At 64.7% G+C, this 19,889-nt stretch carries 17 protein-coding genes; 5 read left to right on the top strand and 12 right to left on the bottom strand.

All coding sequences use genetic code 11. From position 1 onward, the window contains the following. Window positions 1-203: 203 nt before the first annotated feature. From purH to htpX, 4 genes are all read right to left on the bottom strand, one after another. Window positions 204-1,820: a bifunctional phosphoribosylaminoimidazolecarboxamide formyltransferase/IMP cyclohydrolase gene (purH, locus tag FJ934_RS21460; protein ID WP_140612180.1), complete on the bottom strand. Its 1,617-nt coding sequence runs from the start codon at window positions 1,818-1,820 to the stop codon at window positions 204-206. A gap of 92 nt (window positions 1,821-1,912) precedes the next feature. After that, a complete protein-coding gene (locus FJ934_RS21465; protein WP_140612182.1) occupies window positions 1,913-3,637 on the bottom strand; it encodes a heparinase II/III family protein in 1,725 nt (574 codons plus the stop codon). 134 nt (window positions 3,638-3,771) lie between these two features. After that, window positions 3,772-5,196, bottom strand: coding sequence for an RsmB/NOP family class I SAM-dependent RNA methyltransferase (locus FJ934_RS21470; protein ID WP_140612184.1), 1,425 nt, complete (start codon window positions 5,194-5,196; stop codon window positions 3,772-3,774). After that, a complete protein-coding gene (gene htpX / locus FJ934_RS21475; RefSeq protein WP_140612186.1) occupies window positions 5,154-6,170 on the bottom strand; it encodes a zinc metalloprotease HtpX in 1,017 nt (338 codons plus the stop codon). The genes FJ934_RS21470 and htpX overlap by 43 nt, the downstream gene beginning before the upstream one ends. 105 nt (window positions 6,171-6,275) lie before the next feature. Between htpX and FJ934_RS21480 the strand changes: the two genes are divergently transcribed. Beyond that, window positions 6,276-6,500, top strand: coding sequence for a DUF1674 domain-containing protein (locus tag FJ934_RS21480; protein ID WP_140612188.1), 225 nt, complete (start codon window positions 6,276-6,278; stop codon window positions 6,498-6,500). Between the two features lie 8 nt (window positions 6,501-6,508). On the opposite strand, the gene FJ934_RS21485 is transcribed toward FJ934_RS21480, so the two are convergent. Then, window positions 6,509-7,174, bottom strand: a complete 666-nt coding sequence (locus FJ934_RS21485) for an HAD-IA family hydrolase (RefSeq protein WP_140612190.1) — start codon at window positions 7,172-7,174, stop codon at window positions 6,509-6,511. Between the two features lie 166 nt (window positions 7,175-7,340). Here FJ934_RS21485 and FJ934_RS21490 point away from each other — a divergent pair, with 166 nt between their 5' ends. Next, entirely contained in the window at window positions 7,341-8,210 is an 870-nt protein-coding gene (locus tag FJ934_RS21490; RefSeq protein WP_140612192.1) for a transglutaminase family protein, read from the top strand. 582 nt (window positions 8,211-8,792) lie between these two features. Then, window positions 8,793-10,061, top strand: coding sequence for a cyclopropane-fatty-acyl-phospholipid synthase family protein (locus FJ934_RS21495; RefSeq protein WP_140612194.1), 1,269 nt, complete (start codon window positions 8,793-8,795; stop codon window positions 10,059-10,061). Window positions 10,062-10,147: 86 nt separating this feature from the next. Here FJ934_RS21495 and FJ934_RS21500 read toward each other — a convergent pair whose 3' ends face one another. The 3 genes from FJ934_RS21500 to acs all read right to left on the bottom strand — a co-directional run bounded on the left by FJ934_RS21500 (window position 10,148) and on the right by acs (window position 13,821). Continuing rightward, the gene (locus tag FJ934_RS21500) at window positions 10,148-10,966 is read right to left on the bottom strand and encodes a sugar phosphate isomerase/epimerase family protein (RefSeq protein ID WP_140612196.1); all 819 of its coding nucleotides are present in this window, start codon (window positions 10,964-10,966) and stop codon (window positions 10,148-10,150) included. A 150-nt stretch (window positions 10,967-11,116) separates the two neighbouring features. Continuing rightward, complete coding sequence (locus tag FJ934_RS21505; protein ID WP_140612198.1) at window positions 11,117-11,857, bottom strand: MOSC domain-containing protein; 741 nt, start codon at window positions 11,855-11,857, stop codon at window positions 11,117-11,119. Window positions 11,858-11,865: 8 nt separating this feature from the next. Continuing rightward, complete coding sequence (acs, locus tag FJ934_RS21510) at window positions 11,866-13,821, bottom strand: acetate--CoA ligase (RefSeq protein ID WP_140612200.1); 1,956 nt, start codon at window positions 13,819-13,821, stop codon at window positions 11,866-11,868. Window positions 13,822-14,125: 304 nt separating this feature from the next. Here acs and FJ934_RS21515 point away from each other — a divergent pair, with 304 nt between their 5' ends. Continuing rightward, on the top strand, window positions 14,126-14,398 hold the full coding sequence (locus tag FJ934_RS21515) for an usg protein (RefSeq protein WP_140612202.1): 273 nt from the start codon (window positions 14,126-14,128) through the stop codon (window positions 14,396-14,398). A gap of 186 nt (window positions 14,399-14,584) precedes the next feature. Here FJ934_RS21515 and FJ934_RS21525 read toward each other — a convergent pair whose 3' ends face one another. Beyond that, the gene (locus FJ934_RS21525) at window positions 14,585-15,619 is read right to left on the bottom strand and encodes an aldo/keto reductase (RefSeq protein ID WP_140612206.1); all 1,035 of its coding nucleotides are present in this window, start codon (window positions 15,617-15,619) and stop codon (window positions 14,585-14,587) included. Between the two features lie 57 nt (window positions 15,620-15,676). After that, window positions 15,677-16,858, bottom strand: coding sequence for an MFS transporter (locus FJ934_RS21530; RefSeq protein WP_140612208.1), 1,182 nt, complete (start codon window positions 16,856-16,858; stop codon window positions 15,677-15,679). Between the two features lie 125 nt (window positions 16,859-16,983). On the opposite strand from FJ934_RS21530, the gene FJ934_RS21535 reads away from it, so the two are divergent. Beyond that, the gene (locus FJ934_RS21535) at window positions 16,984-17,892 is read left to right on the top strand and encodes a LysR family transcriptional regulator (RefSeq protein ID WP_140612210.1); all 909 of its coding nucleotides are present in this window, start codon (window positions 16,984-16,986) and stop codon (window positions 17,890-17,892) included. Between the two features lie 48 nt (window positions 17,893-17,940). Here the strand turns inward: FJ934_RS21535 and FJ934_RS21540 are convergent, their stop codons facing one another. Further along, window positions 17,941-18,990: an aldo/keto reductase gene (locus FJ934_RS21540; RefSeq protein WP_140612212.1), complete on the bottom strand. Its 1,050-nt coding sequence runs from the start codon at window positions 18,988-18,990 to the stop codon at window positions 17,941-17,943. 100 nt (window positions 18,991-19,090) lie between these two features. Continuing rightward, complete coding sequence (locus tag FJ934_RS21545) at window positions 19,091-19,753, bottom strand: YggS family pyridoxal phosphate-dependent enzyme (protein WP_140612214.1); 663 nt, start codon at window positions 19,751-19,753, stop codon at window positions 19,091-19,093. Window positions 19,754-19,889 lie beyond the last annotated feature (136 nt).

Here is a 19,889-nt window from a genome sequence, read left to right on the forward strand (position 1 = left end):
CCCTTCAAGCCCCATCTGCCGCCCGGCCAATACGTCCCTTGACACCCCTCCGAAGCAGATGTGTGCGCACGCTAGCCCCTTGTGGGGAGGGTCGATCCGCGAAGCGGAGCGGGATGGGGGTCGGCGCTGCCCCACCCCGTCTCACGAGTTTTGCTTCGCAAAATCGTTCGCCGACCCTCCCCACAAGGGGGAGGGCAAGGCGCTCAATGCCTGAAATGCCGCACGCCCGTAAACACCATGGCGATGCCGTGTTCGTCGGCGGCGGCGATGACGTCATCATCGCGCATCGAGCCGCCGGGCTGGATGACGGCGGTGGCGCCGGCTTCGATCGCCGACAGCAAGCCGTCGGCGAAGGGGAAGAACGCGTCCGAAGCGACGACCGAGCCCCTGGTCAGCGGCTCCGAAAGACCAGCCGTTTCCGCCGCGTCGAGCGCCTTGCGGGCGGCGATGCGTGAAGAATCGACCCGGCTCATCTGGCCGGCGCCGATGCCGACGGTCGCGCCGTCCCTGGCATAGACAATGGCGTTCGACTTGACGTGCTTGGCGACGCGGAAGGCGAATTTGAGGTCGGCCATTTCGGCCGGGGTCGGCGCGCGCCTAGTCACCACCTTCAGCTCGAGGTCGTCGACCACGGCATTGTCGCGGCCCTGGACGAGCAGTCCGCCGGCTACGGATTTGACCATCGTGCCCGCCGTCCGCGGATCCGGCAGGCCGCCGGTGACCAGCAGGCGCAGGTTCTTCTTCGCCGCGACGATCGCCGCCGCCTCGTCGGTCGCATCGGGCGCTATGATCACCTCGGTGAAGGTTTTCACGATCTCCTCGGCGGCTTCGGCATTGAGGGTGCGATTCATGGCGACGATGCCGCCAAAGGCGGAGACCGGATCGCAGGCCAGCGCCTTGGCATAGGCTGCCCTCAGCGACGCGCTCTCCGCGACACCGCAGGGGTTGGCATGCTTGATGATCGCCACCGCGGCGGACCGTGCCGGGTCGAATTCGCCGGCCAGTTCGAAGGCCGCGTCGGTGTCGTTGATGTTGTTGTAGGAGAGCTGCTTGCCCTGCAGCTGGCGCGCCGTGGCGACGCCCGGCCGCTTGTCGCCATTGAGATAGAAGCCGGCGACCTGGTGCGGGTTCTCGCCGTAGCGCATCACCTCGGCCAGCCTGCCGCCGAAGGCGCGCCATGTCGGATGCTCGATGACCAGCGCCTCGGCGAACCAGCCGGAGATCGCCGCGTCATAGCTGGCGGTGCGGGCAAAGGCCTTGGCCGCCAGCTTCTTGCGGAAATCCAGCGACAGCGAGCCGATGTTCATCTCCAGCGCGTTCAGCACCGAGGCATAATCGCTGGGATCAGTGACGATAGCGACATAGGCGTGGTTCTTGGCCGAGGCGCGGATCATCGCCGGGCCGCCAATGTCGACGTTCTCGACGATCGCGGCATAGTCGGCACCCGAGCGGCGGACCTCCTCGAACGGATAGAGATTGGAGACGACGAGGTCGATCGGCTCGATGCCGTATTTGCGCATCGCCGCGGCATGTTCGGGATCGTCGCGCACGCCGAGCAGCGCGCCGTGCACGGAAGGATGCAGCGTCTTGACACGGCCGTCCATGATCTCGGGAAAGCCGGTGAGTTCGGAGACGTCGCGCACCGTCATGCCGGCCTCGGCGATCGCCTTGGCGGTGCCGCCGGTCGAGACCAGCTCGACACCGGCCGCCGCCAATGCCCTGGCGAAATCGATCAGGCCGGTCTTGTCGAAAACGGAGAGCAAAGCGCGCCGGACGGGAACGAGGTCCGGCGCGGGGATGTTCTTGGCGGCGATGGCCATGGGCGCGGCCTTTCACGGCTGGAGGGGCAAGCCCGCGCCGTAGCATATGACATCAGGAAATCAAGCGCCAAGCTCAGTGGCGGCCAGCCCGGTCAGTTGTTTTCGGCGTAGCCGGCGATGCGGGTGCGCGTCAGCTGCCAGTGGATCTCGGACACATCCGAGGCCTTGAAGGCGAGCACGATCTGCCGGCTTCGGCGCGGCCCGCCAAGGCCGGCGAAATAGATCGATTCCTCGACTTCGGGCACCACCTCGCTTGACGTGAACACCCAAGTGTCGGCCTGGTCGGCGGCCAGCACCAGGCGGTCGTGCTCGTCCTGCAGCAGGTTGATGTCGGGATGGACATGGAAGCGCACGGTGATGAAGTCACGGCCATTGTTGCGGATCGCGGCATTGCCGGGCCGCTGGAACCGATCCCTGCCAGACAGCACATCGCCGTTCGACGACAGCTTCAGCTCGCGCTCATGCAGGAAGCCGAAACGCTGGACATAGCCGTCATGGCGGGCGATGAAGCCATGAACGCCCTTCTGGTCGGTGCGCTTGCATTGCACAAGCTGCGGGCCGCCAATCAGCGGCGAACCGAGCAGGTCGTTCACCCGCAGCGAATGGCTGAAGCGAGCCGACGAGGTGTCGTTGATGGTGGCGGTGGAGTGCGCGGCGGTGGCGCGCGCCAAAGGCCGGAACTCGGCGGCGCCATAGGTATCGATGCCGGCATTGACGATGAAGTGCTGGCGGCCGGACGACAATTCGAAGGCAAGACAGCCGGCGTGTGCCGCGTTGGACACGTCGACCGGCGGCGGCAGGCCAGTGTCGGCAATGACGGTGGTGCCGCCCATCGACAGGCGCTCATAGCCCGAATGCGGTGCATGCAGCAGCGGCGCGCCGGCGGTGTCGTCGTGACGAAGGATGGTGGCGATGCGGTCGTGGATGGTGGCGCCCATGCCGTTGAAGCGGGCGAGGCTGCCATCCTGATGGCGGAAGAAGCGCAGCGCCGGCAGCATGCGGTCGATGGCACCGATCAGCGCCTGCGGCGGCGCTTCCGCCTGGTTGGCGTAGGTCTGGCGCAGCGGCAAGAGATCGGCGAGGATTTCCAGCACCGTCATCGGATTGCGTGAGATATGGCCGCCATCGGCGAGAATCTGACGGTTGAGTTCCTCGGCCAGGTTGCGGGTGGCGCCGCGCAGCGCCGAGGCCGGCGCCGGCAGCGAGAGTGCCGCGAAGGCCAATGCGATGCGGGCACGCAGCCGATCCTTGCCGTCGGGCATTTCGCGCGCCATCGACCTGAGATAGCGGATCTGCATGGCCAGCGATTTCAGGAAGGCGCGATAGAAGGGAAACTCGGCACCCTGCAGCACGACGGAAGAATGTTGCAGCCAGGCGATGATGCGCTTGGCCGCCGTCCCGGGCTCCCAGGCAACGCCGGCAATATGGCTGCCATGCATGGCGATCCAGTCGGAAACCAGGGCGCGGGCATTGGCGGCGGCAAGCTCGGTGCCGGCGGCCCGCATGTGGCGCAGCCAGCGAAAGCCATGCAAAGTCTTCTGCCAGCCGTGGTTGGGCACGTTGATCTGGAACGGCGACTTGCCGCCGGTCTCGACCAGATGCCCGGACAAGGGATAGCGGCCGTAATATATCTCGAGCGCGATCTGCGGGTCGGCGAGGCGCAGGTCCGGTGGCGCGATCAGAACACGTTCCGGCGTGCGGCCGGAATAGCGCCAGCGATAGACCGGCCCGGCGCGCAGGCGTCGACGCGTCTTGCGCCAGAACTCCTTCGCGACCAGCGTCCACAGACGCGTCGTGTTGCCGGCAGCAAGTGCCAAAAGCCCTCCTGGTCGTCCTCAACCCCAAGCACGAGTTTACATGATTGAACGAGACGTGCGAAGGCGAATTCCCGGGAACGGCTGCGGTTCACCCGGTTTTACCCAGGCTCTCCCTAAAAAGTCAGCAAAATGCATTAGCCGGCTCTACGCATGCGCGCGGCGAAGAAACCATCCAGGCCCGAGCGCTCCGGCGCGCCGAGGTCGAGATCGGCGGGCGTTGTGCGCAACGTGCCTTGCGCCGTCAGGAACGAATCGATGCCGGCGATCTCGCCCTGCCGCAGCGGATCGTCGACGACCGTCGGCGTCTCTCTGAGGAAAGCGCGATAGAGCTCTTCGCCTTCGAGCGGGTCGAGCGAACAGTTGGAAAAGACGATCCTGCCGCCCGGTTTCACCAAGGTGACGGCGCGGGCGAGCAGCCTGCGCTGCAGGTCGGCGAGCTTTTCGACGTCGGCCGTGGTTTTGGTCCAGGGCACGTCGGGATGCCGGCGTACCGTACCGGTCGAGGAGCATGGCGCGTCGAGCAGCACGGCGTCGAACAATTCCCTTGGCTCGTAGTTGAGCAGGTCAGCCTGGACAAGTTCCGCGGTGAGCCCGAGACGATCGAGATTCTGCGCCAGCCGCGCCAGCCGGTTCTTCGAGGTGTCGACAGCGGTGACCCTGGCGCCGGCCAGGATCAACTGCGCGGTCTTGCCGCCGGGCGCGGCGCAGAGGTCGGCGACGCTGAGGCCGGTGACATCACCGAACAGCCGCGCGGGCAGGCTGGCGGCGGCATCCTGAACCCACCATGCGCCTGCTTCAAAGCCGGGCAGTTCGGTGACGGATGCGCTGAGTTTTTCCACCCGCACCGTGCCGGTCGGCAGGACGATACCGCCGAGCTTTTCGGCCCAGGGTTCGGGCTCGGCCTTGACCGTGAAATCGACGGGCGCCTCGTAGCGGTGGGCCGCGAGGATCTGCCTGGCCTTGTCCACGCCATAGGCGGCCTTCAGACGGTCGGAAAACCATTTCGGTGCTTCGTCGGTGGCGGCGAGAGCGGCCGGCAATTCGGTTTCCTTGGCGCGCGCCAGGGTACGCAGAACGCCATTCACCAGGCCGGAAAAGCGCTGTGTGCGCGGATCGGACTTGGCGTGCGTCACCGCGAGGTCGACGGCTGCGCTGTCTGGAATATCGAGGAACAGGATCTGCGCCGCCGCTACATTCAAGATGTGCGACAGCGCGGTGGCGTTTGGCGGCAGCGGCTTCTCCAGGCGGCGCGCCAGCAGTCCGGCAATGGTCATACGATAGCGCAGCGCCGTGACAAGGATAGCGCGCACCAGGCCCCGGTCACGCAAATCGAGCGCCTTGTATTGCGGGTGGCCGTTCTCGTGATCGGTCAGCCCGTCTAGCGGCGTCCTGGCGTCGATGACGGCGGCAAGCAGCCGCGCCGCCGCCTTGCGCGCGGCGAGGCCGGCAACGAATTCGCCGCCGGCATTGTGTTCCTGATCGCCTGAAACGGTGCGTCGAGGTCTGCCCGCCACGCTCACGACCACCGGCCCTTGGGCCCGGTCGGATTGCGACCCCATGGATTGGGTTTCCCCGGGCTTGGCTCCGTAGCCGGTTCTGGGGTGGCCCGCTTGCCCCACGGTCCGGCTTGCTGCTGCTCGTCGGCCTGCGCCGGCGCCTGGCGCTGTGTGGCCTGGGATGCGCCGTCGCCCATTTCGCGCGCCATCGCCTGCAAGGCAGCGATGCGGTTCTCGGTGCTCGGATGGGTGGAGAACAGACTGTCCATGCGCTCGCCATGCAGGGGGTTGATGATGAAGAGATGCGCCATCGCCGGGTTGCGCTCGGCATCGGAGTTGGGAATGCGTTCGGCCCCGCGGGCAATCTTGTCAAGCGCTGAGGCCAGCCACAGCGGGTGTCCACAGATTTCGGCGCCGCGCCGGTCGGCTTCGTATTCGCGGGTGCGGCTGACCGCCATCTGCACGATCATGGCGGCGAAGGGCGCCACGATCATCGCTGCAAGGACGCCGACAAAGCCGAACGGGTTGTTGTTGTCGCGATTGCCGCCGAGGAAAAAGGCGAAATTGCCCAGCATCGAGATTGCACCGGCAAACGTCGCTACGATGGTCATGGTCAGCGTGTCACGATGCTGCACATGGGCGAGTTCGTGCGCCATCACGGCGGCGACCTCTTCATGCGTCAGCCGCTGCAGCAGGCCGGTCGAGGCGGCGACCGCCGCATTCTGTGGGTTGCGGCCGGTGGCAAACGCATTCGGCTGCGGGCTGTCGATCAGATAGGTCCTAGGCATCGGTAAGCCGGCTTGCTTGGCCAAGGCCTGGACAATGGCGTAATATTCCGGCGCGTTCTTCTCGTCGACCTCGACGGCATGGTTCATCGACAGCACCATCTTGTCGGCATTCCAATAGCTGAACAGATTGGTGCCGGCGGCGATCAGCAAAGCGATCATCATGCCGCCCGAACCGCCGATCAGGAAGCCGACGCCCATGAACAGGGCCGTCATGGCGGCCAGAAGCATCGCGGTGCGCAAAGTGTTCATCGTCTGCTCCTGTCAGGCTGGTGATGAAAGGGGGTCGATAGTCCTAGGCTCATCGCTATATGATGGGAAACGCCTGCCCCTGTTTCAATCCGCTTGGAAATATCCATGAACGACGAGACCAGTAAAACGCCCGCCGCCGGCTCGGATGACGGCGCGCTGCCAAAGGAGTTGACGCCCGCCGCCCGCCGCGCGCTGGCCGAAGCCGAGGCGCGGCGTCAGGATTATCGCAAGAAGGAAGCCGCCATGCCGAAGGAGATCGGCGGCCGCGGCGGCAAGGAACCTGGCCGCTACGGCGACTGGGAGGTCAAGGGCCTGACCAGCGACTTCTAGAAACCGGCCTAGGCGGCGCTGCGCTGCGCCTCAAGTGCGATCCAGCCGCGTTCGTCGATGGTGATGCCGATCGTGTCGTAGCCTGCGATCGACGCGTGCCGCGTTGCCATGGGATGCCGGTGCGTGGCGTTGATCACCATGACCGCGGCATCCGCAGCCTCGGCCGCCGCGATGCCGGCCGGAGCATCCTCGAACACAAGGCAGTCGCGCGCATCGACGCCGAGCCGTTCGGCACCCAGCAGGAAGCAGTCCGGCGCCGGCTTGCCACGCGAAACATTTTCCGCGGCGACGAGGATGGCGGGAACCGGAATGCCGGCGGCCTTCATCCGCAGCAGCGCCAGTTCGCGCGGCGCGGAGGTCACGATCGCCCAGCTTTCGCTCGGCAGCGAATTGAGGAACGCCACTGCGCCGGCGATCGGGACAATGCCGTCCAGATCGGCGGCCTCGGCCTTCAGCAGCAGATCCGCCTCATGCGCCGGATCAATGCCTGGGAGGGCAAGGCCGGTGATGGTCTCGATCGCCCGCACGCCATGGATCGTCGGCAGGAAGGCGGTGACGTCGAGGCCCTGTCGGCGCGCCCAATCGCTCCACACCCGCTCCGCCGACGCAATGGAATTGATGAGTGTGCCGTCCATGTCGAAGAGGAAGGCGGCGAATTTTCTGCCAGCAAACATGATTTTCCTTGAAATCCGGGGGGCGTCGAGGGAGGGCGCAACCGTAACGTCCAGGCGCGGACATGGAAAGGCGCACAGGCATATTTCGCGGCAATGCGGGGAACCACCGCCACCGTCCGACGTTGCAATCCCACATCCCCACCATGCGACCCAAGGGACGACGCCCATGCTGATCCGCCTCGGCTACGAGATCGCCATTGAATGCGCCGAGGCCACTCCCGTGATTTCATTGCTCGAGATCCACAAGGACAGGCAGGCCGACATCAAGCGGCAAACGCGCGTGCTGACCTCGCCCTCGGTGCCGACCAGGCTCTACCAGGATTTGCACGGCAATAACTGCCGCCGCTTCACCGCGCCTGCCGGTACTTTTCGCATCCTCTATGACGCCGTGATCGAGGACAACGGCGAGACGGACGAGGTCAACACGCTGGCCAGGGAAATGCCGGTGGCCGAATTGCCCGACGAGGTGCTCGGTTATCTCCTCGGCAGCCGCTACTGCGAGACCGATCATTTGAGCGATCTCGCCTGGCAACGGTTTGGCCATCTTCCATCCGGCTGGGCGCGGGTGCAGGCGATCGTCGACTATGTCCACAACCGTCTGTCGTTCGGCTATGGCTACGCGCGGTCGACCCGCACGGCGGCGCAGGCGCATGAGGAACGGGTCGGGGTGTGCCGCGACTTCGCCCATCTGGCGATCACGCTATGCCGCTGCATGAACATTCCGGCGCGCTATGTGAACGGCTATCTCGGCGATATCGGCGTGCCAGCCGATCCGGCGCCGATGGACTTCTCGGCCTGGATGGAAGTGTTCCTCGACGGCAAGTGGTACACGTTCGATCCGCGCCACAATCGGCCCAGGATCGGCCGCGTCGTCATCGCGCGCGGGCGCGACGCCACGGACGTGCCTCTGTTGCACAGCTTCGGCCCGCACCGGCTGACCCTGTTCAAGGTCTGGACCTATGAACAGGAAGGCAGGCTGTTCAATCCGCCCAATCACCGCATCGACAGGACGGTCAGCGCGCAGATGCTGGCCTAAGGGCCGTCGATATTCAGGTGATGCCGGCCTGCAAACGGCAGCTTCCTGCGCCTCCGGTGCTCACGTACTTAAGCACGCTCCGCTCCGGCGCGCTGACCAGATAGGACCAGGCGCGTCATCGAGACAGATGCCTGCGACAGGGCTCTTGCCATTAGAGTGTGCTGAACCGGGCAGCTTGCAACAGGCCCCAAAAGGAAAAGGCCGCCGCTTCGTGCGAAGCCGGCGGCCTTCCGTGTTTCCGTCCGTGGCGCGGCCTGTGGCGGCAACCCCTTCGGGTCACCCGCCGCGCATCTCGCGCCTTAACGGGAAGACTGCTTCCCGAAAGTGCAATCCGCTGAGGCCACGTTCTGGAAAACGAAATCACTCGACATCGGATCACCTCCTTTCGATTTGTTGAACACGCCCTAATGATGGGGTGCGTCGCAGCAAATGGCAAGGTGCCGCAACGGAATGGCCGAACCCCACCCGGGAAATCGTCTGGCGCGATGTTTTTGCGCAACAGATAGGGATTGCAGTCCGCGGACCGATTGGACGACAGTGCAATTCGGGATCAGGGCGATATTCGATGCATGGGAGGTGGAGATGGACGCTGCCGACAGAGCCGCACGGATCGTGCGAAGTGTCGTCGAGACGCTGAAGCCTGGTTTCGCGGTCAGGCTGTGGACCGGTGAGCGGATCGGCCCGGCGACGGGGCCCGTGCTTGCCATCAACGACCAGGATATCGTCTGGCAGATGGTCCGACGCCCCAGCTTTTCGACGCTGGTGGAGATGTGGATATCCAAGGCGGTCGACGTCGAGGATGGGTCGCTGTTCGACTTCTACTCCCTGCCTTCGCAAGGCAAGTTGAAGACAAGGCTCAGATCACTGCCGAAGCTGGCGATTCTGCGGGACCTGCCGGCCGTGCTGTTTTCGCGAAAGCAGATGACGGCGCGGACCGATTTGTCCGGCCGCAACCCTTATGTCAGCGGGTCGAACAAGGAGGCGATACAGCATCATTACGATATATCGAATGCTTTCTACCGGCTCTTCCTCGACGAGCGCATGGTCTACAGCTGCGGCTACTTCACGGATTTTGCCAACAGCATAGACCAGGCGCAGATCGACAAGCTCGATCATATCTGCCGCAAGCTGAGGCTAAAGCCGGGCGAAAGCCTGCTCGACATCGGTTGCGGCTGGGGGGCGATGCTGATCCACGCCGCAAAGCATTACGGCGTCATCGGCCATGGCGTGTCGCTGTCCGAAGAGCAGACGAAGCTGGCGCGCGAGCGCATCCGGGCCGAGGGGCTTGAGGACCGCATCACCATCGAGATCAAATCCTATGCCGAGCTTTCCGGCACCTTCGACAAGATATCGTCGATCGGCATGTTCGAGCATCTGGGACTCGCCAATCATGCCGCCTATTTCTCGACCGTCCACCGCTTGTTGAAGCCGGGCGGTATCTACCTGCACCACGCCATCACGCGGCGCAGCAAGGGCGATCCGAAGAAGACCCTGCGCAAAGGGCCGGAATACAAGGCGCTGATCAAGTACATCTTTCCGGGCGGCGAGCTCGACACGATCGGCATGACGCTCGGCAATCTCGAAGCGCATAGCTTCCTCGTCTACGACGTCGAAAATCTGCGTGAGCACTATGCCCGCACCTGCAGGCTGTGGGCCGAGCGCTTGCATGCGCGGTTCGACGAGGCCATTGCCGAGGTGGGCGAGGCCAGGGCAAGGCTTTGGCTGCTCTATCTCACCGGATGCTCCATCACCTTCGAGCGTGCCTCGGCGCAGATTTTCCAGACCGTCGCCACCAAGCGTGTACGCGGACCGAGCGGCCTGCCGCCGACGCGGGCGGATCTGTACCGATAACCTCCGACACGCTCGATCCCGATGCGGCTCAGGCGACGTCGAGATCTCGACAGAGTGCGGGCGCCGCCTGGGCGCTCGCCGCCGTCTCACTCGGCGATACCGAGCAAGGCGAGATAGGCCGCCGACGCCGGGATCTTGGACTTGTCCTTGATCTCGATGATGAGACGCGGATTGCCTTCGAGTTTGGCCAGCGCGGCGAAGACCGAACGCCACTGGATCGTGCCCTCACCGAGGCTCCAGTGACGATCGGCGTAGCCGTCGGCGTCCTGCAGATGGACATGCTGCAGGCGGTTGCCGGCGGCGTGCACATAGTAGTCGACCGGCGGAGCACCTGTCGAACCATGGGCATAATAGGCGTGGCCGGTGTCGATCGACACGGCGACGGCAGGGGACTTGAAGCTTTCGGCCAACGCCACGCGGATATGCGGGTCCCTGTCCTCGATGTTTTCGAGAACCATGGTGCAGCCGATGTCCTCGGCCCGCCTGACGGCTTCGCTCAGCGTCAGGTGGCAGTGCTCGACGATCTTTTCGCGCTCGCCGGGATTGTTGTCGAGATTGTTGTAGGACCATGTCGTGTAGGGGCTGTGGACGACCATCTGCGTCGCGCCGATTTGGGCGCAGACATCAAGACCTTGCATCAGACGTTTGCTGACCACGGCGCGAATATCGGGATCCTGCGAGGCGATGACGAAGCCCCAGAAAGGCCCGTGAATCCCGAGCCGTCCCTGGTGGCCGTCGAGGAGCTTTTTGGCGCGGGCGGCGAGCGGTGCCCAGTCGCCGTTGAGAACATCGGCGTTGGTGAAGCTCTGCAATTCCAGGTCGCGCTGCTTTTCGAGAAGCCAGGCGCGATGGATTTCGAGGTCGTCCAGGGTCATGGCGGCGCCAAGGATGGGCAGGGAAGTCATCGGTACTCCGATCGGTGGGATTTGAAATTGGCGAAAGCGACAAGGTGGGGTCGCGCCGGGCCCTGTATGGCGCCGTTTTCTGTCACGCGTATTACAGGCTGCGCGACGAGATTTTCGACGGCGCAACGCCTGCGGAGACCATGCCGCCAGCTAGACGAACCGCATCGTCGCGCCGATCTCGACGCTGGCCGGCTGGTCGACCGTGCAGTAGACGCCCAGATTGTGGGCGTTGTGGCGGACCAGGTTGCGCAGGATGCCGGGATCGTTGTCGAAGCCATCCTGGGCAATGATGGTGAAGCCGCAACGGCGGCAGGGCTCGGAGATGGTCAAGAGCAGATCGCCGATCGCAAGCTTGCGGCCGATCCACTCCGTCTCCGGAAATGAGCCTTCGACCGCCGCCATGTCGACGATGACGTTGGGGCGGAAGCGGCGCGCATCTGGCGTTCCCTCCGGATGCAGCGCCTTCAGGCGCGCCAGCGAAGCCGTGGTCAAAAGATGGATGGGCGCCTTGTTGTAGCGCGCTTGCGTGAGCGGACCGGCGTAGGCGGGCGGCGCGTTCTGCGGGCCGAACGGCCGGATCGAGGCCGCGAAGCCGAGATAGGCCGAAACGGCAGCATCGCTTTCCGTGCCCGGTGCCGCCAGCCAGTCGCCGCCGGGAATGGCGATCTCGAGCTTGCGGTCACCGGTCAGCCGGGCGCGGATGCGCGGCACCTTGTGCCATTTCGCCTCGCGGTCGGGCCGGGCGATCTCATTGTCGGCGGCATCGACCAGACCGAACATGCGGTCGCCGTCGATGCTGTCGGTGCCGACCGCGATCGCTTGCAGGCGTTCGCCGGCGAGCGAGCTCGCCGGATAGCGCCAGAGTTCGGCAACCCTGCCGATCGCGGCCATGGCTCGTCTCAGCCTTTCCTGTTCTGCCGGTTGGCGACGAGATCGTCGACGACGGCCGGATCGGCGAGCGTCGAGGTGTCGCCAAGGGCGGCAAAATCGTCCTCGGCGATCTTGCGCAGGATGCGGCGCATGATCTTACCCGAGCGTGTCTTGGGCAGGCCCGGCGCGAACTGGATCTTGTCGGGCGAGGCGATGGCGCCGATCTCCTTGCGGACATGGGCGATGAGATCCTTGCGCAACTCTTCGGTAGGCTCAATGCCCTTCATCAAGGTGACGTAGCTGTAGATGCCCTGGCCCTTGATGTCGTGCGGGTAGCCGACGACGGCGGCCTCCGAGACCTTCTCATGGCTGACCAGCGCCGATTCGACCTCGGCCGTGCCCATGCGGTGACCGGAGACGTTGATGACGTCGTCGACGCGGCCGGTGATCCAGTAATAGCCGTCGGCGTCGCGGCGACAGCCGTCACCGGTGAAGTATTTTCCCTTGTAGGTGGAAAAATAGGTCTGCACGAAGCGGTCGTGGTCGCCATAGACGGTGCGCATCTGGCCGGGCCAGGAATCGGTGATGCAGAGGTTGCCGTCGGCGGCTCCTTCCAGCACCTTGCCTTCGCCGTCGACCAGCTGCGGCTTGACGCCGAAGAAGGGCCGGGTCGCCGAGCCTGCCTTGAGGTCGGTGGCGCCGGGCAGCGGCGTGATCAGGATGCCGCCGGTCTCGGTCTGCCACCATGTATCGACGATCGGCACCTTGCCGTTGCCGACGACGTTGAAATACCACTCCCAGGCTTCCGGATTGATCGGCTCGCCGACCGAGCCAAGCACGCGCAGCGACTTGCGTGAGGTCTTCTTCACCGGATCGTCGCCGGCGCCCATCAACGCACGTAGCGCCGTCGGCGCGGTGTAGAAGATGTTGACCTTGTGCTTGTCGATGACCTCCCAGAAGCGGGACTGCGAGGGATAGTTGGGCACGCCCTCGAACATCAACGTGGTGGCGCCATTGGCGAGCGGTCCATAGACGATGTAGCTGTGGCCGGTGACCCAGCCGACATCGGCGGTGCACCAGTAGATGTCGCCGTCATGGTAATCGAAGACATATTGGTGCGTCATCGAGGCATACACGAGATAGCCGGCGGTGGTGTGCAGCACGCCCTTCGGCTTGCCGGTCGAGCCGGAGGTGTAGAGGATGAACAGCGGGTCCTCCGCCTTCATCTTTTCCGGCTTGCAGTCGGGCTTAACCGTCGCGATCTCGTCGTGGTACCAGCGGTCGCGGCCCGGCGCCCAGCCGATCTTGCCGCCGGTGCGGCGCACGACGATTACGTTGTTCACTGTCACATCGTGCTTGGCAGCGATGTCGATCGCCTTGTCGGTGTTCTCCTTCAACGGGATCGGCTTGCCGCCGCGCAGGCCCTCGTCGGCGGTGATGACGAAGGTCGATTCGCAGTCGACGATGCGGCCGGCCAGCGCGTCCGGCGAAAAGCCGCCGAAGACGATCGAATGGATGGCGCCCAGCCGGGTGCAGGCCAGCATCGCATAGGCCGCTTCCGGGATCATCGGCATGTAGATGGTGACGCGGTCGCCCTTCTTGACGCCGTGCTTCTTCATCACGTTGGCGAGCCGGCACACATGCTCGTAAAGCTCGTTGTAGGTGATCTTCTTGTCGTCGTAAGGGTTGTCGCCTTCCCAGATGATGGCGGTCTGATTGCCGCGCTTCTTCAGGTGGCGGTCGATGCAATTGTAGGAGACGTTGATCAACCCGTCCTCGAACCACTTGATCGAGACCTTGCCGTCGAAGGAGGTGTTCTTGACCTTGGTGAAGGGCTTGAACCAATCGATGCGCTTGCCGTGCTTGCCCCAGAACTTGTCCGGGTTCTTGACGCTGTCGGCATACCATTTGAGGTAGGTGTCGTTGTCGATCAGCGCGTTCTTCTTCCACGCCGGCTGCACGCGATGGATCTTTGCCTCGGACATGTCTTCGCTTTCCTCCCGAAACCAAACCGCTGGCTTGGCGGCCAGCGGGATCGCGGCGAAGCGGCCGCGAATTCGCGCGCATTATTAACAGTTCCGCGAAGACGGCAACATTAGACGTTGGATTCGCGTGGCGCGATGCCGCAGCGGCTGCGCAAAACGCTGTCAGCACTCCCGGAGCATCGCTGCTAAGCACATGCTTTCGTGGAGGAAAAGGCCGTCATGGTCTACGAAAATCAATAGACAGTTAAGCAACCACGCGCACAATTCAGCGTTGGGAGGAAGGAGAATCAACCTGAGGACCGCAATGCGCGACCATGGCGAAATGGACCTGATGCTCAAGGGCTACGGCCTGACCACGGCCAAGATTCTCTATCACTTCCCCGACCATCCGCATCTGTTGCAGAGCTTCATCTGGCAGGACTACGATATCGCTCCGCAGTTTCCGGTACTGATCAAGTTCATCGAGTTCTGGAAGGCGAGGCTCGACGGGCCGCTGCATTCGGTGGTCTACACGCACCAGAAGCTGATCGCGCCGAACGAGTGGCGCAAGGTGGATGGCGAGTTCGTGCTGCATTGAACGAGGTAATCTCCCCTCTTGAGGGGGAGATGCCCGGCAGGCCAGAGGGGGGTGCTGTCCCGCCAACATGCCATGAAGCCGCCCGCAGTTGGCGGTTCTGGTCATCGTCGCGTTTCTTCACACCCCCCTCTGGCCTGCCGGCCATCTCCCCCGCAAGGGGGGAGATTGGCAGTTCAGGCGCCGGCTTCACACCGCCGGCGGGTTGAGCCGGGCAAATCCTTCCTGACGCCGGTAAGGGAAATACGGATAGGGTGTGGTGACCTCGCTGGCCGCATCAAGCTTCTTCATCTGCTCCGGCGTCAGCGTCCAGCCGATGGCACCGAGGTTTTGGCGCAATTGCTCCTCGTTGCGGGCGCCGATGATGACGGATGACACGGTCGGGCGCTGCAGCAGCCAATTGATGGCGATCTGCGGCACGGTCTTGCCGGTCTCCGCGGCAACGGCATCGAGCGCGTCGACCACTTTATACAGATGTTCATCCTCGACAGGCGGGCCGAAGCTCGCCGTATCGTGCAGCCGGCTCTTTTCCGGCAGAGGTTGGCCACGGCGGATCTTGCCGGTCAGGCGGCCCCAGCCGAGCGGGCTCCACACCAGCGCACCGACGTCCTGGTCGAGTCCAAGCGGCATCAGCTCCCATTCATAGTCGCGGCCAAGCAGCGAATAATAGACCTGATGCGCGACGTAGCGCGGGTAGCCGTGCCTGTCGGCGAGCCCAAGCGACTTCATCACTTGCCAGCCGGAGAAATTGGAGACGCCGACATAGCGCAGTTTGCCGGCGCGCACGAGGTCGTCGAGCGTCGACAGCACCTCCTCGATCGGCGTGCCTGCATCGAAAGCGTGCAGTTGCAACAGGTCGATGTAGTCGGTGCCGAGGCGCTTCAGCGCGGCGTCGACCGATCTGACCAGCCGCGAGCGCGAGGAGCCATAATCGGCCGGGCCGTCGCCCGTCGGCAGCGAGGTCTTGGTTGAGATCAGCACCGCATCGCGGCGGCCCTTGATGGCTTCGCCGAGCACTTGCTCCGACGCGCCGTTCGAATAGACGTCGGCGCTGTCGAACAGGTTGACACCGGCGTCCAAGCAGATGTCGATAAGCCGCCGCGCTTCCCTGGCATCGCTGTTGCCCCAGGCGCCGAACAGTGGCCCGGAGCCGCCAAAAGTTCCCGCGCCGAACGAAAGCGCCGGCACCTTCAGGCCCGATGCGCCGAGACGTCGATAGTCCATTTTCTTGCTCCTTATGCTGTAGGGAGAGACGTCGAAAGCGAAATTAGGGTTGCCGGCTCACGGCCGGGCGGAAGCCGGCTCGCCGAGCGCCGGCGCGCGGTCGAGGCGCAGCGCCAATGCGGCCACGGCGAGGGCGCCAAGCGGCAGCAGCGCGGCCACCCAGGTGAGGGCACCGAGGCCAAGGCCGTGGGCGATGACCGCGCCGCCCAGCCAGGCGCCCAAGGCATTGCCGAGATTGAAGGCTGCGATGTTGAAGGAGGAGGCGAGGCTCTGGCCGGCGCCTTGCGCCTTCTCCAGCACCCACATTTGCAGCGGCGCCACGGTGGCGAAGGCGGCCGCACCCAGCAGGCCGACATAGATCACGGCCATGACCTGGCTGTGAATGGCGAAGCTCATTGTCGCCAGCACCAGCGCCAGCACCACAAGGCTGCCCAGGACCGCGGGCACGAGCCAACGGTCGGCGACCTTGCCCCCGGCGAGGTTGCCGGCGATGAGGCCGCCGCCGAAGACGAGCAGGATCGGCGACACCGCCGCTTCCTTGAAGCCGCTGATCTCGGTGAGCAGAGGGGCGATGTAGGTGAAGACGGCGAAGACACCGGCATAGCCGAGCACCGTGGTCGCGAGGCCGAGCAGCACGGGCGCGCGGCGCAGCACGGCGAGGTCGGCACTAAGCCCGCTCTTTTCAGGTGCCGCCTGGCTGCGCGGCACCAGAACCAAGATGACGGCGAAGGCGGCGAGGCCGACCGCGGTCACCGCCCAGAAGGTCGCACGCCAGCCAAAGGCCTGGCCGAGCCAGGTGCCGACGGGCACGCCGAGAATATTGGCGATGGTCAGGCCGGTGAACATCAGCGCGATCGCCGAGGCCTTCTTGTTGGGCGCGACGAGCCCGGTGGCGACCACCGAGCCGACGCCGAAGAAGGTGCCATGGGCAAAGGCGGTGATGATACGGGCGCCCATCAGCGTCCAGTAATCGGGCGCCAGCGCGCAGGCGAGATTGCCAAGCGTGAAGATGGCCATTAGCGCCAGGAGCACCGTCTTGCGGGGCCAGTTGCCGGTGGCGATGGTCAGCAAGGGCGCGCCGATGACGACGCCCAGCGCGTAGCCCGAAATGAGCTGGCCGGCGGCCGAGATCGAGACGCCAAGGTCTTTGCTGACGTCGATAAGCAGGCCCATGATGACGAATTCCGTGACGCCGATGCCGAAGGCACCGGCGGCGAGGGCGTAAAGAGCAAGAGGCATGGTGGTTTCCACTTCCAAGACGACGAGCGCCCTGTCCAATCCGCGCCCCTACCGGGAAGATCGTATCGGCCCGCACTGTGAACCAGACTTGCCCAAGGCATATTTTCTGTGAAATAGATTCACAGATGGCGAGACCCGATATCAACCGCTCCGGCGAGATCGAAGTATTTGTGCGCGTCGTCGAGGCCGGCAGCTTCTCGGCGGCCGCCCGCGCATTGCGCATGACGCCATCGGCGGTCAGTAAGCTGATCGCGCGGCTGGAGGCCCGGCTAGGGGCCAGACTGGTCAGCCGCTCGACGCGCAAGCTGCTGCTGACGCCGGAAGGAGCGGCCTTCCACGAAAGCGGGCAGCGCATCCTGGCCGACATGGCGGCGGCCGAGCGCGAAGCGGCGGCCGGTGCCGCGCCGCGCGGGCGGCTGCGCGTCAACACCTACGTGCCCTTCGGGGTGCACCGGCTGATCCCGCTGCTGCCGCGCTTCCTCGAACGCTATTCCGAGATCTCGGTCGATCTGGTGCTGACCGACAGCGTCATCGACCTGATGGCAGAGCGCGCCGACGTCGCCATCCGGGCCGGCCCGCTCGGCGAATCACGGCTGGTGGCGCGCAAGCTTGGGCAGAGCCCGGGGGTCGTCGTTGCGGCCCCATCCTATCTCGATGCGCACGGTACGCCGCTGACGCCGGTCGATCTCGACAGCCACAACCGCATGGGCTTCGGCTTCGTCAGGCATATCGATGGCTGGCCATTCCTCGACGCGGCCGGCAACGCAGTCATGATCCCGATCACCGGCAACACGCTGGTCAGCGACGGCGAGGCGATGCGGCTGATGACGCTGGCCGGGGCGGGCATCTCCAGGCTGGCACGCTGGCATGTGGCGGCCGATATCGCCGCCGGCCGGCTGGTGCCGCTGCTGGAGGATTTCAATCCCGGAGACCAGGAGGCCACCCACGCCGTCTATGTCGGTCAGGGCCGGCACCTGCCGGCACGGGTGCGGGCTTTTCTCGATTTTCTCGGAGAGAGCGTCAGGTTGACCTGAGGCGATCTCGGAAGCTGATCGGCTCCCGAGACGTCTGCCCCAACTGCTTCATGCTTTCGGCGTGAACGGCGCCGGACGGCGGCCGACGCCCTGGCGCTCGATCATCCAGCCGGGATATTCGGCGGGCAGCGCGCTGACTTCGTCAAGACGGGCGAGATCGTCGGCGTCAAGCTTCACCTCGGTCGCGGCAAGGTTTTGTTCGAGCTGGTCCATGCGGCTGGCGCCGATGATGACGCTCATCACGAACGGCTTGGCCAGGACATAACCGAGCGCCACCGTGGCGACGCTGACGGCATGCTTCCCAGCGATCTCGCGCATGGCGGCGACAGCCGCCCAGGCGCGGTCCTCGTTGACCGGTGGGAAATTGAACGAGGCGCGGCGACCCTCGCCATTGCCGGGCGCGCCGGGCCCGTATTTGCCGGAGAGCAGGCCACCGGCCAACGGCGACCATACCATCAGACCGAGCTTCTCCTCATTGATCAGCGGCACGATCTCGCGCTCGAGATCGCGGCCGGCGATCGAGTAGTAGGACTGGATGGTCTCGAAGCGGGCAAAGCCCTTGCGGTCGGCGATGCCCAGCGCCTTGGCGATGCGCCACGCTGCCCAGTTGGAGACGCCGACATAGCGAACCTTGCCGCTGGAGACGAGATCGTCCAGTGCCCGCAGCGTCTCGTCGATCGGCGTCACCGCGTCGGTGCCGTGCAACTGGTAGAGATCGATATGGTCGACCTGCAGCCGTTCGAGGCTGGCGTCGACCGAGTCCATGATGTGGCCGCGCGAGGAGCCGCGCTGGTTCGGGCCGTCGCCCATGGGGCCATGCACCTTGGTGGCGATGACCACGTTCTGCCTGGCGACGCCGAGATCGCGGAGGGACTGGCCGAACAATTTTTCGGACTCGCCGAAGGAATAGACGTCGGCCGTGTCGAAGAAGTTGACGCCGGCGGCGAGCGAGCGGCCGACGATCTCGTTGACGCCCTTTTGGTCGAGACTGGCGATCAGGCCCCATTGGGCATTCTGGCCGGCGGCGCCGAAGGTCATGGTGCCGAGGCAGAGTTCGGAGACGAATAGCCCGGTATTTCCAAGCTGATTGTAACGCATGGTGAAGGCTCCAGAGGAATCGAGGTGACACGGCTCAAATAGGAACGGTACGTTTCGTTTCCAGCGCTGGTGCAACGAACCTGCTGGTCTGGCCTAACTGCTATCTACTGCCGAAGATCGCCGAACCCACGCGGACGCTGGTGGCGCCGAAGGCGATCGCCGTCTCGTAGTCGCCTGACATGCCCATCGACAGTTTGGTAACGCCGGCTTCCTTACCGAGCTTTTCCAGCAAGGCAAAATGCGGGCCCGGGTTCTCGTCGGCCGGCGGGATGCACATCAGGCCTTCGATGGCGAGGCCGTGCACATCGCGGCAGCGGGTCACAAAGGCAACCGCCTCGCGCGGTTCGATACCGGCCTTCTGCGGCTCGGAGCCGGTGTTGACCTGGACATAGAGCCTTGGCGCGCGGCCTTGCCTGGCGATCTCCTTGGCAAGTTCGGCGGCGATCTTTTCGCGGTCGACCGTCTCGATGACGTCGAACAGGGCCACGGCTTCCTTGGCCTTATTCGACTGCAGCGGGCCGATCAGGTGCAGCTCGATATCCGGGAAAGCCTGCTTCAGATCAGGCCATTTGCCTTGCGCCTCCTGCACGCGGTTCTCACCGAAGACGCGCTGGCCGGCCTCGATAACGGGGCTTATATCGGCGGCGTCGAAGGTCTTGGAAACGGCCACCAGCGTCACCGCGCCGGCTTGGCGGCCGGCCTCCTGCTCGGCTGCGGCGATCTTCGCCTTGACCGCGAAAAACTGCTGAACGGTGTCGCCCATATGCAAATCCCGCTGTTTTGATCCGCGTTTTTGTCAGCCGCGATGCCCATATGGTTGACGGGTTTGCCAAACCATGGTGAACACCCGGACCACATTCCATGAACCGCCGGGCTTCGGCGGTCCGCATGCTTTTAAG

The sequence above is a fragment of the Mesorhizobium sp. B2-4-12 genome, assembly GCF_006441575.1.
Classification (GTDB): domain Bacteria; phylum Pseudomonadota; class Alphaproteobacteria; order Rhizobiales; family Rhizobiaceae; genus Mesorhizobium.

Excerpts from the sequence above, each read along its gene's own strand:
- FJ934_RS21480 (WP_140612188.1), top strand. The coding sequence starts at position 6,276 with ATGAACGACGAGACCAGTAAAACGCCCGCCGCCGGCTCGGATGACGGC.
- FJ934_RS21495 (WP_140612194.1), top strand. The coding sequence starts at position 8,793 with ATGGACGCTGCCGACAGAGCCGCACGGATCGTGCGAAGTGTCGTCGAG.
- FJ934_RS21485 (WP_140612190.1), bottom strand. The coding sequence starts at position 7,174 with ATGTTTGCTGGCAGAAAATTCGCCGCCTTCCTCTTCGACATGGACGGC.
- FJ934_RS21505 (WP_140612198.1), bottom strand. The coding sequence starts at position 11,857 with ATGGCCGCGATCGGCAGGGTTGCCGAACTCTGGCGCTATCCGGCGAGC.
- FJ934_RS21490 (WP_140612192.1), top strand. The coding sequence starts at position 7,341 with ATGCTGATCCGCCTCGGCTACGAGATCGCCATTGAATGCGCCGAGGCC.
- FJ934_RS21540 (WP_140612212.1), bottom strand. The coding sequence starts at position 18,990 with ATGCGTTACAATCAGCTTGGAAATACCGGGCTATTCGTCTCCGAACTC.
- FJ934_RS21545 (WP_140612214.1), bottom strand. The coding sequence starts at position 19,753 with ATGGGCGACACCGTTCAGCAGTTTTTCGCGGTCAAGGCGAAGATCGCC.
- FJ934_RS21500 (WP_140612196.1), bottom strand. The coding sequence starts at position 10,966 with ATGACTTCCCTGCCCATCCTTGGCGCCGCCATGACCCTGGACGACCTC.
- acs (WP_140612200.1), bottom strand. The coding sequence starts at position 13,821 with ATGTCCGAGGCAAAGATCCATCGCGTGCAGCCGGCGTGGAAGAAGAAC.
- FJ934_RS21530 (WP_140612208.1), bottom strand. The coding sequence starts at position 16,858 with ATGCCTCTTGCTCTTTACGCCCTCGCCGCCGGTGCCTTCGGCATCGGC.
- FJ934_RS21470 (WP_140612184.1), bottom strand. The coding sequence starts at position 5,196 with ATGGGGTCGCAATCCGACCGGGCCCAAGGGCCGGTGGTCGTGAGCGTG.
- FJ934_RS21535 (WP_140612210.1), top strand. The coding sequence starts at position 16,984 with ATGGCGAGACCCGATATCAACCGCTCCGGCGAGATCGAAGTATTTGTG.
- htpX (WP_140612186.1), bottom strand. The coding sequence starts at position 6,170 with ATGAACACTTTGCGCACCGCGATGCTTCTGGCCGCCATGACGGCCCTG.
- FJ934_RS21515 (WP_140612202.1), top strand. The coding sequence starts at position 14,126 with ATGCGCGACCATGGCGAAATGGACCTGATGCTCAAGGGCTACGGCCTG.
- FJ934_RS21525 (WP_140612206.1), bottom strand. The coding sequence starts at position 15,619 with ATGGACTATCGACGTCTCGGCGCATCGGGCCTGAAGGTGCCGGCGCTT.
- purH (WP_140612180.1), bottom strand. The coding sequence starts at position 1,820 with ATGGCCATCGCCGCCAAGAACATCCCCGCGCCGGACCTCGTTCCCGTC.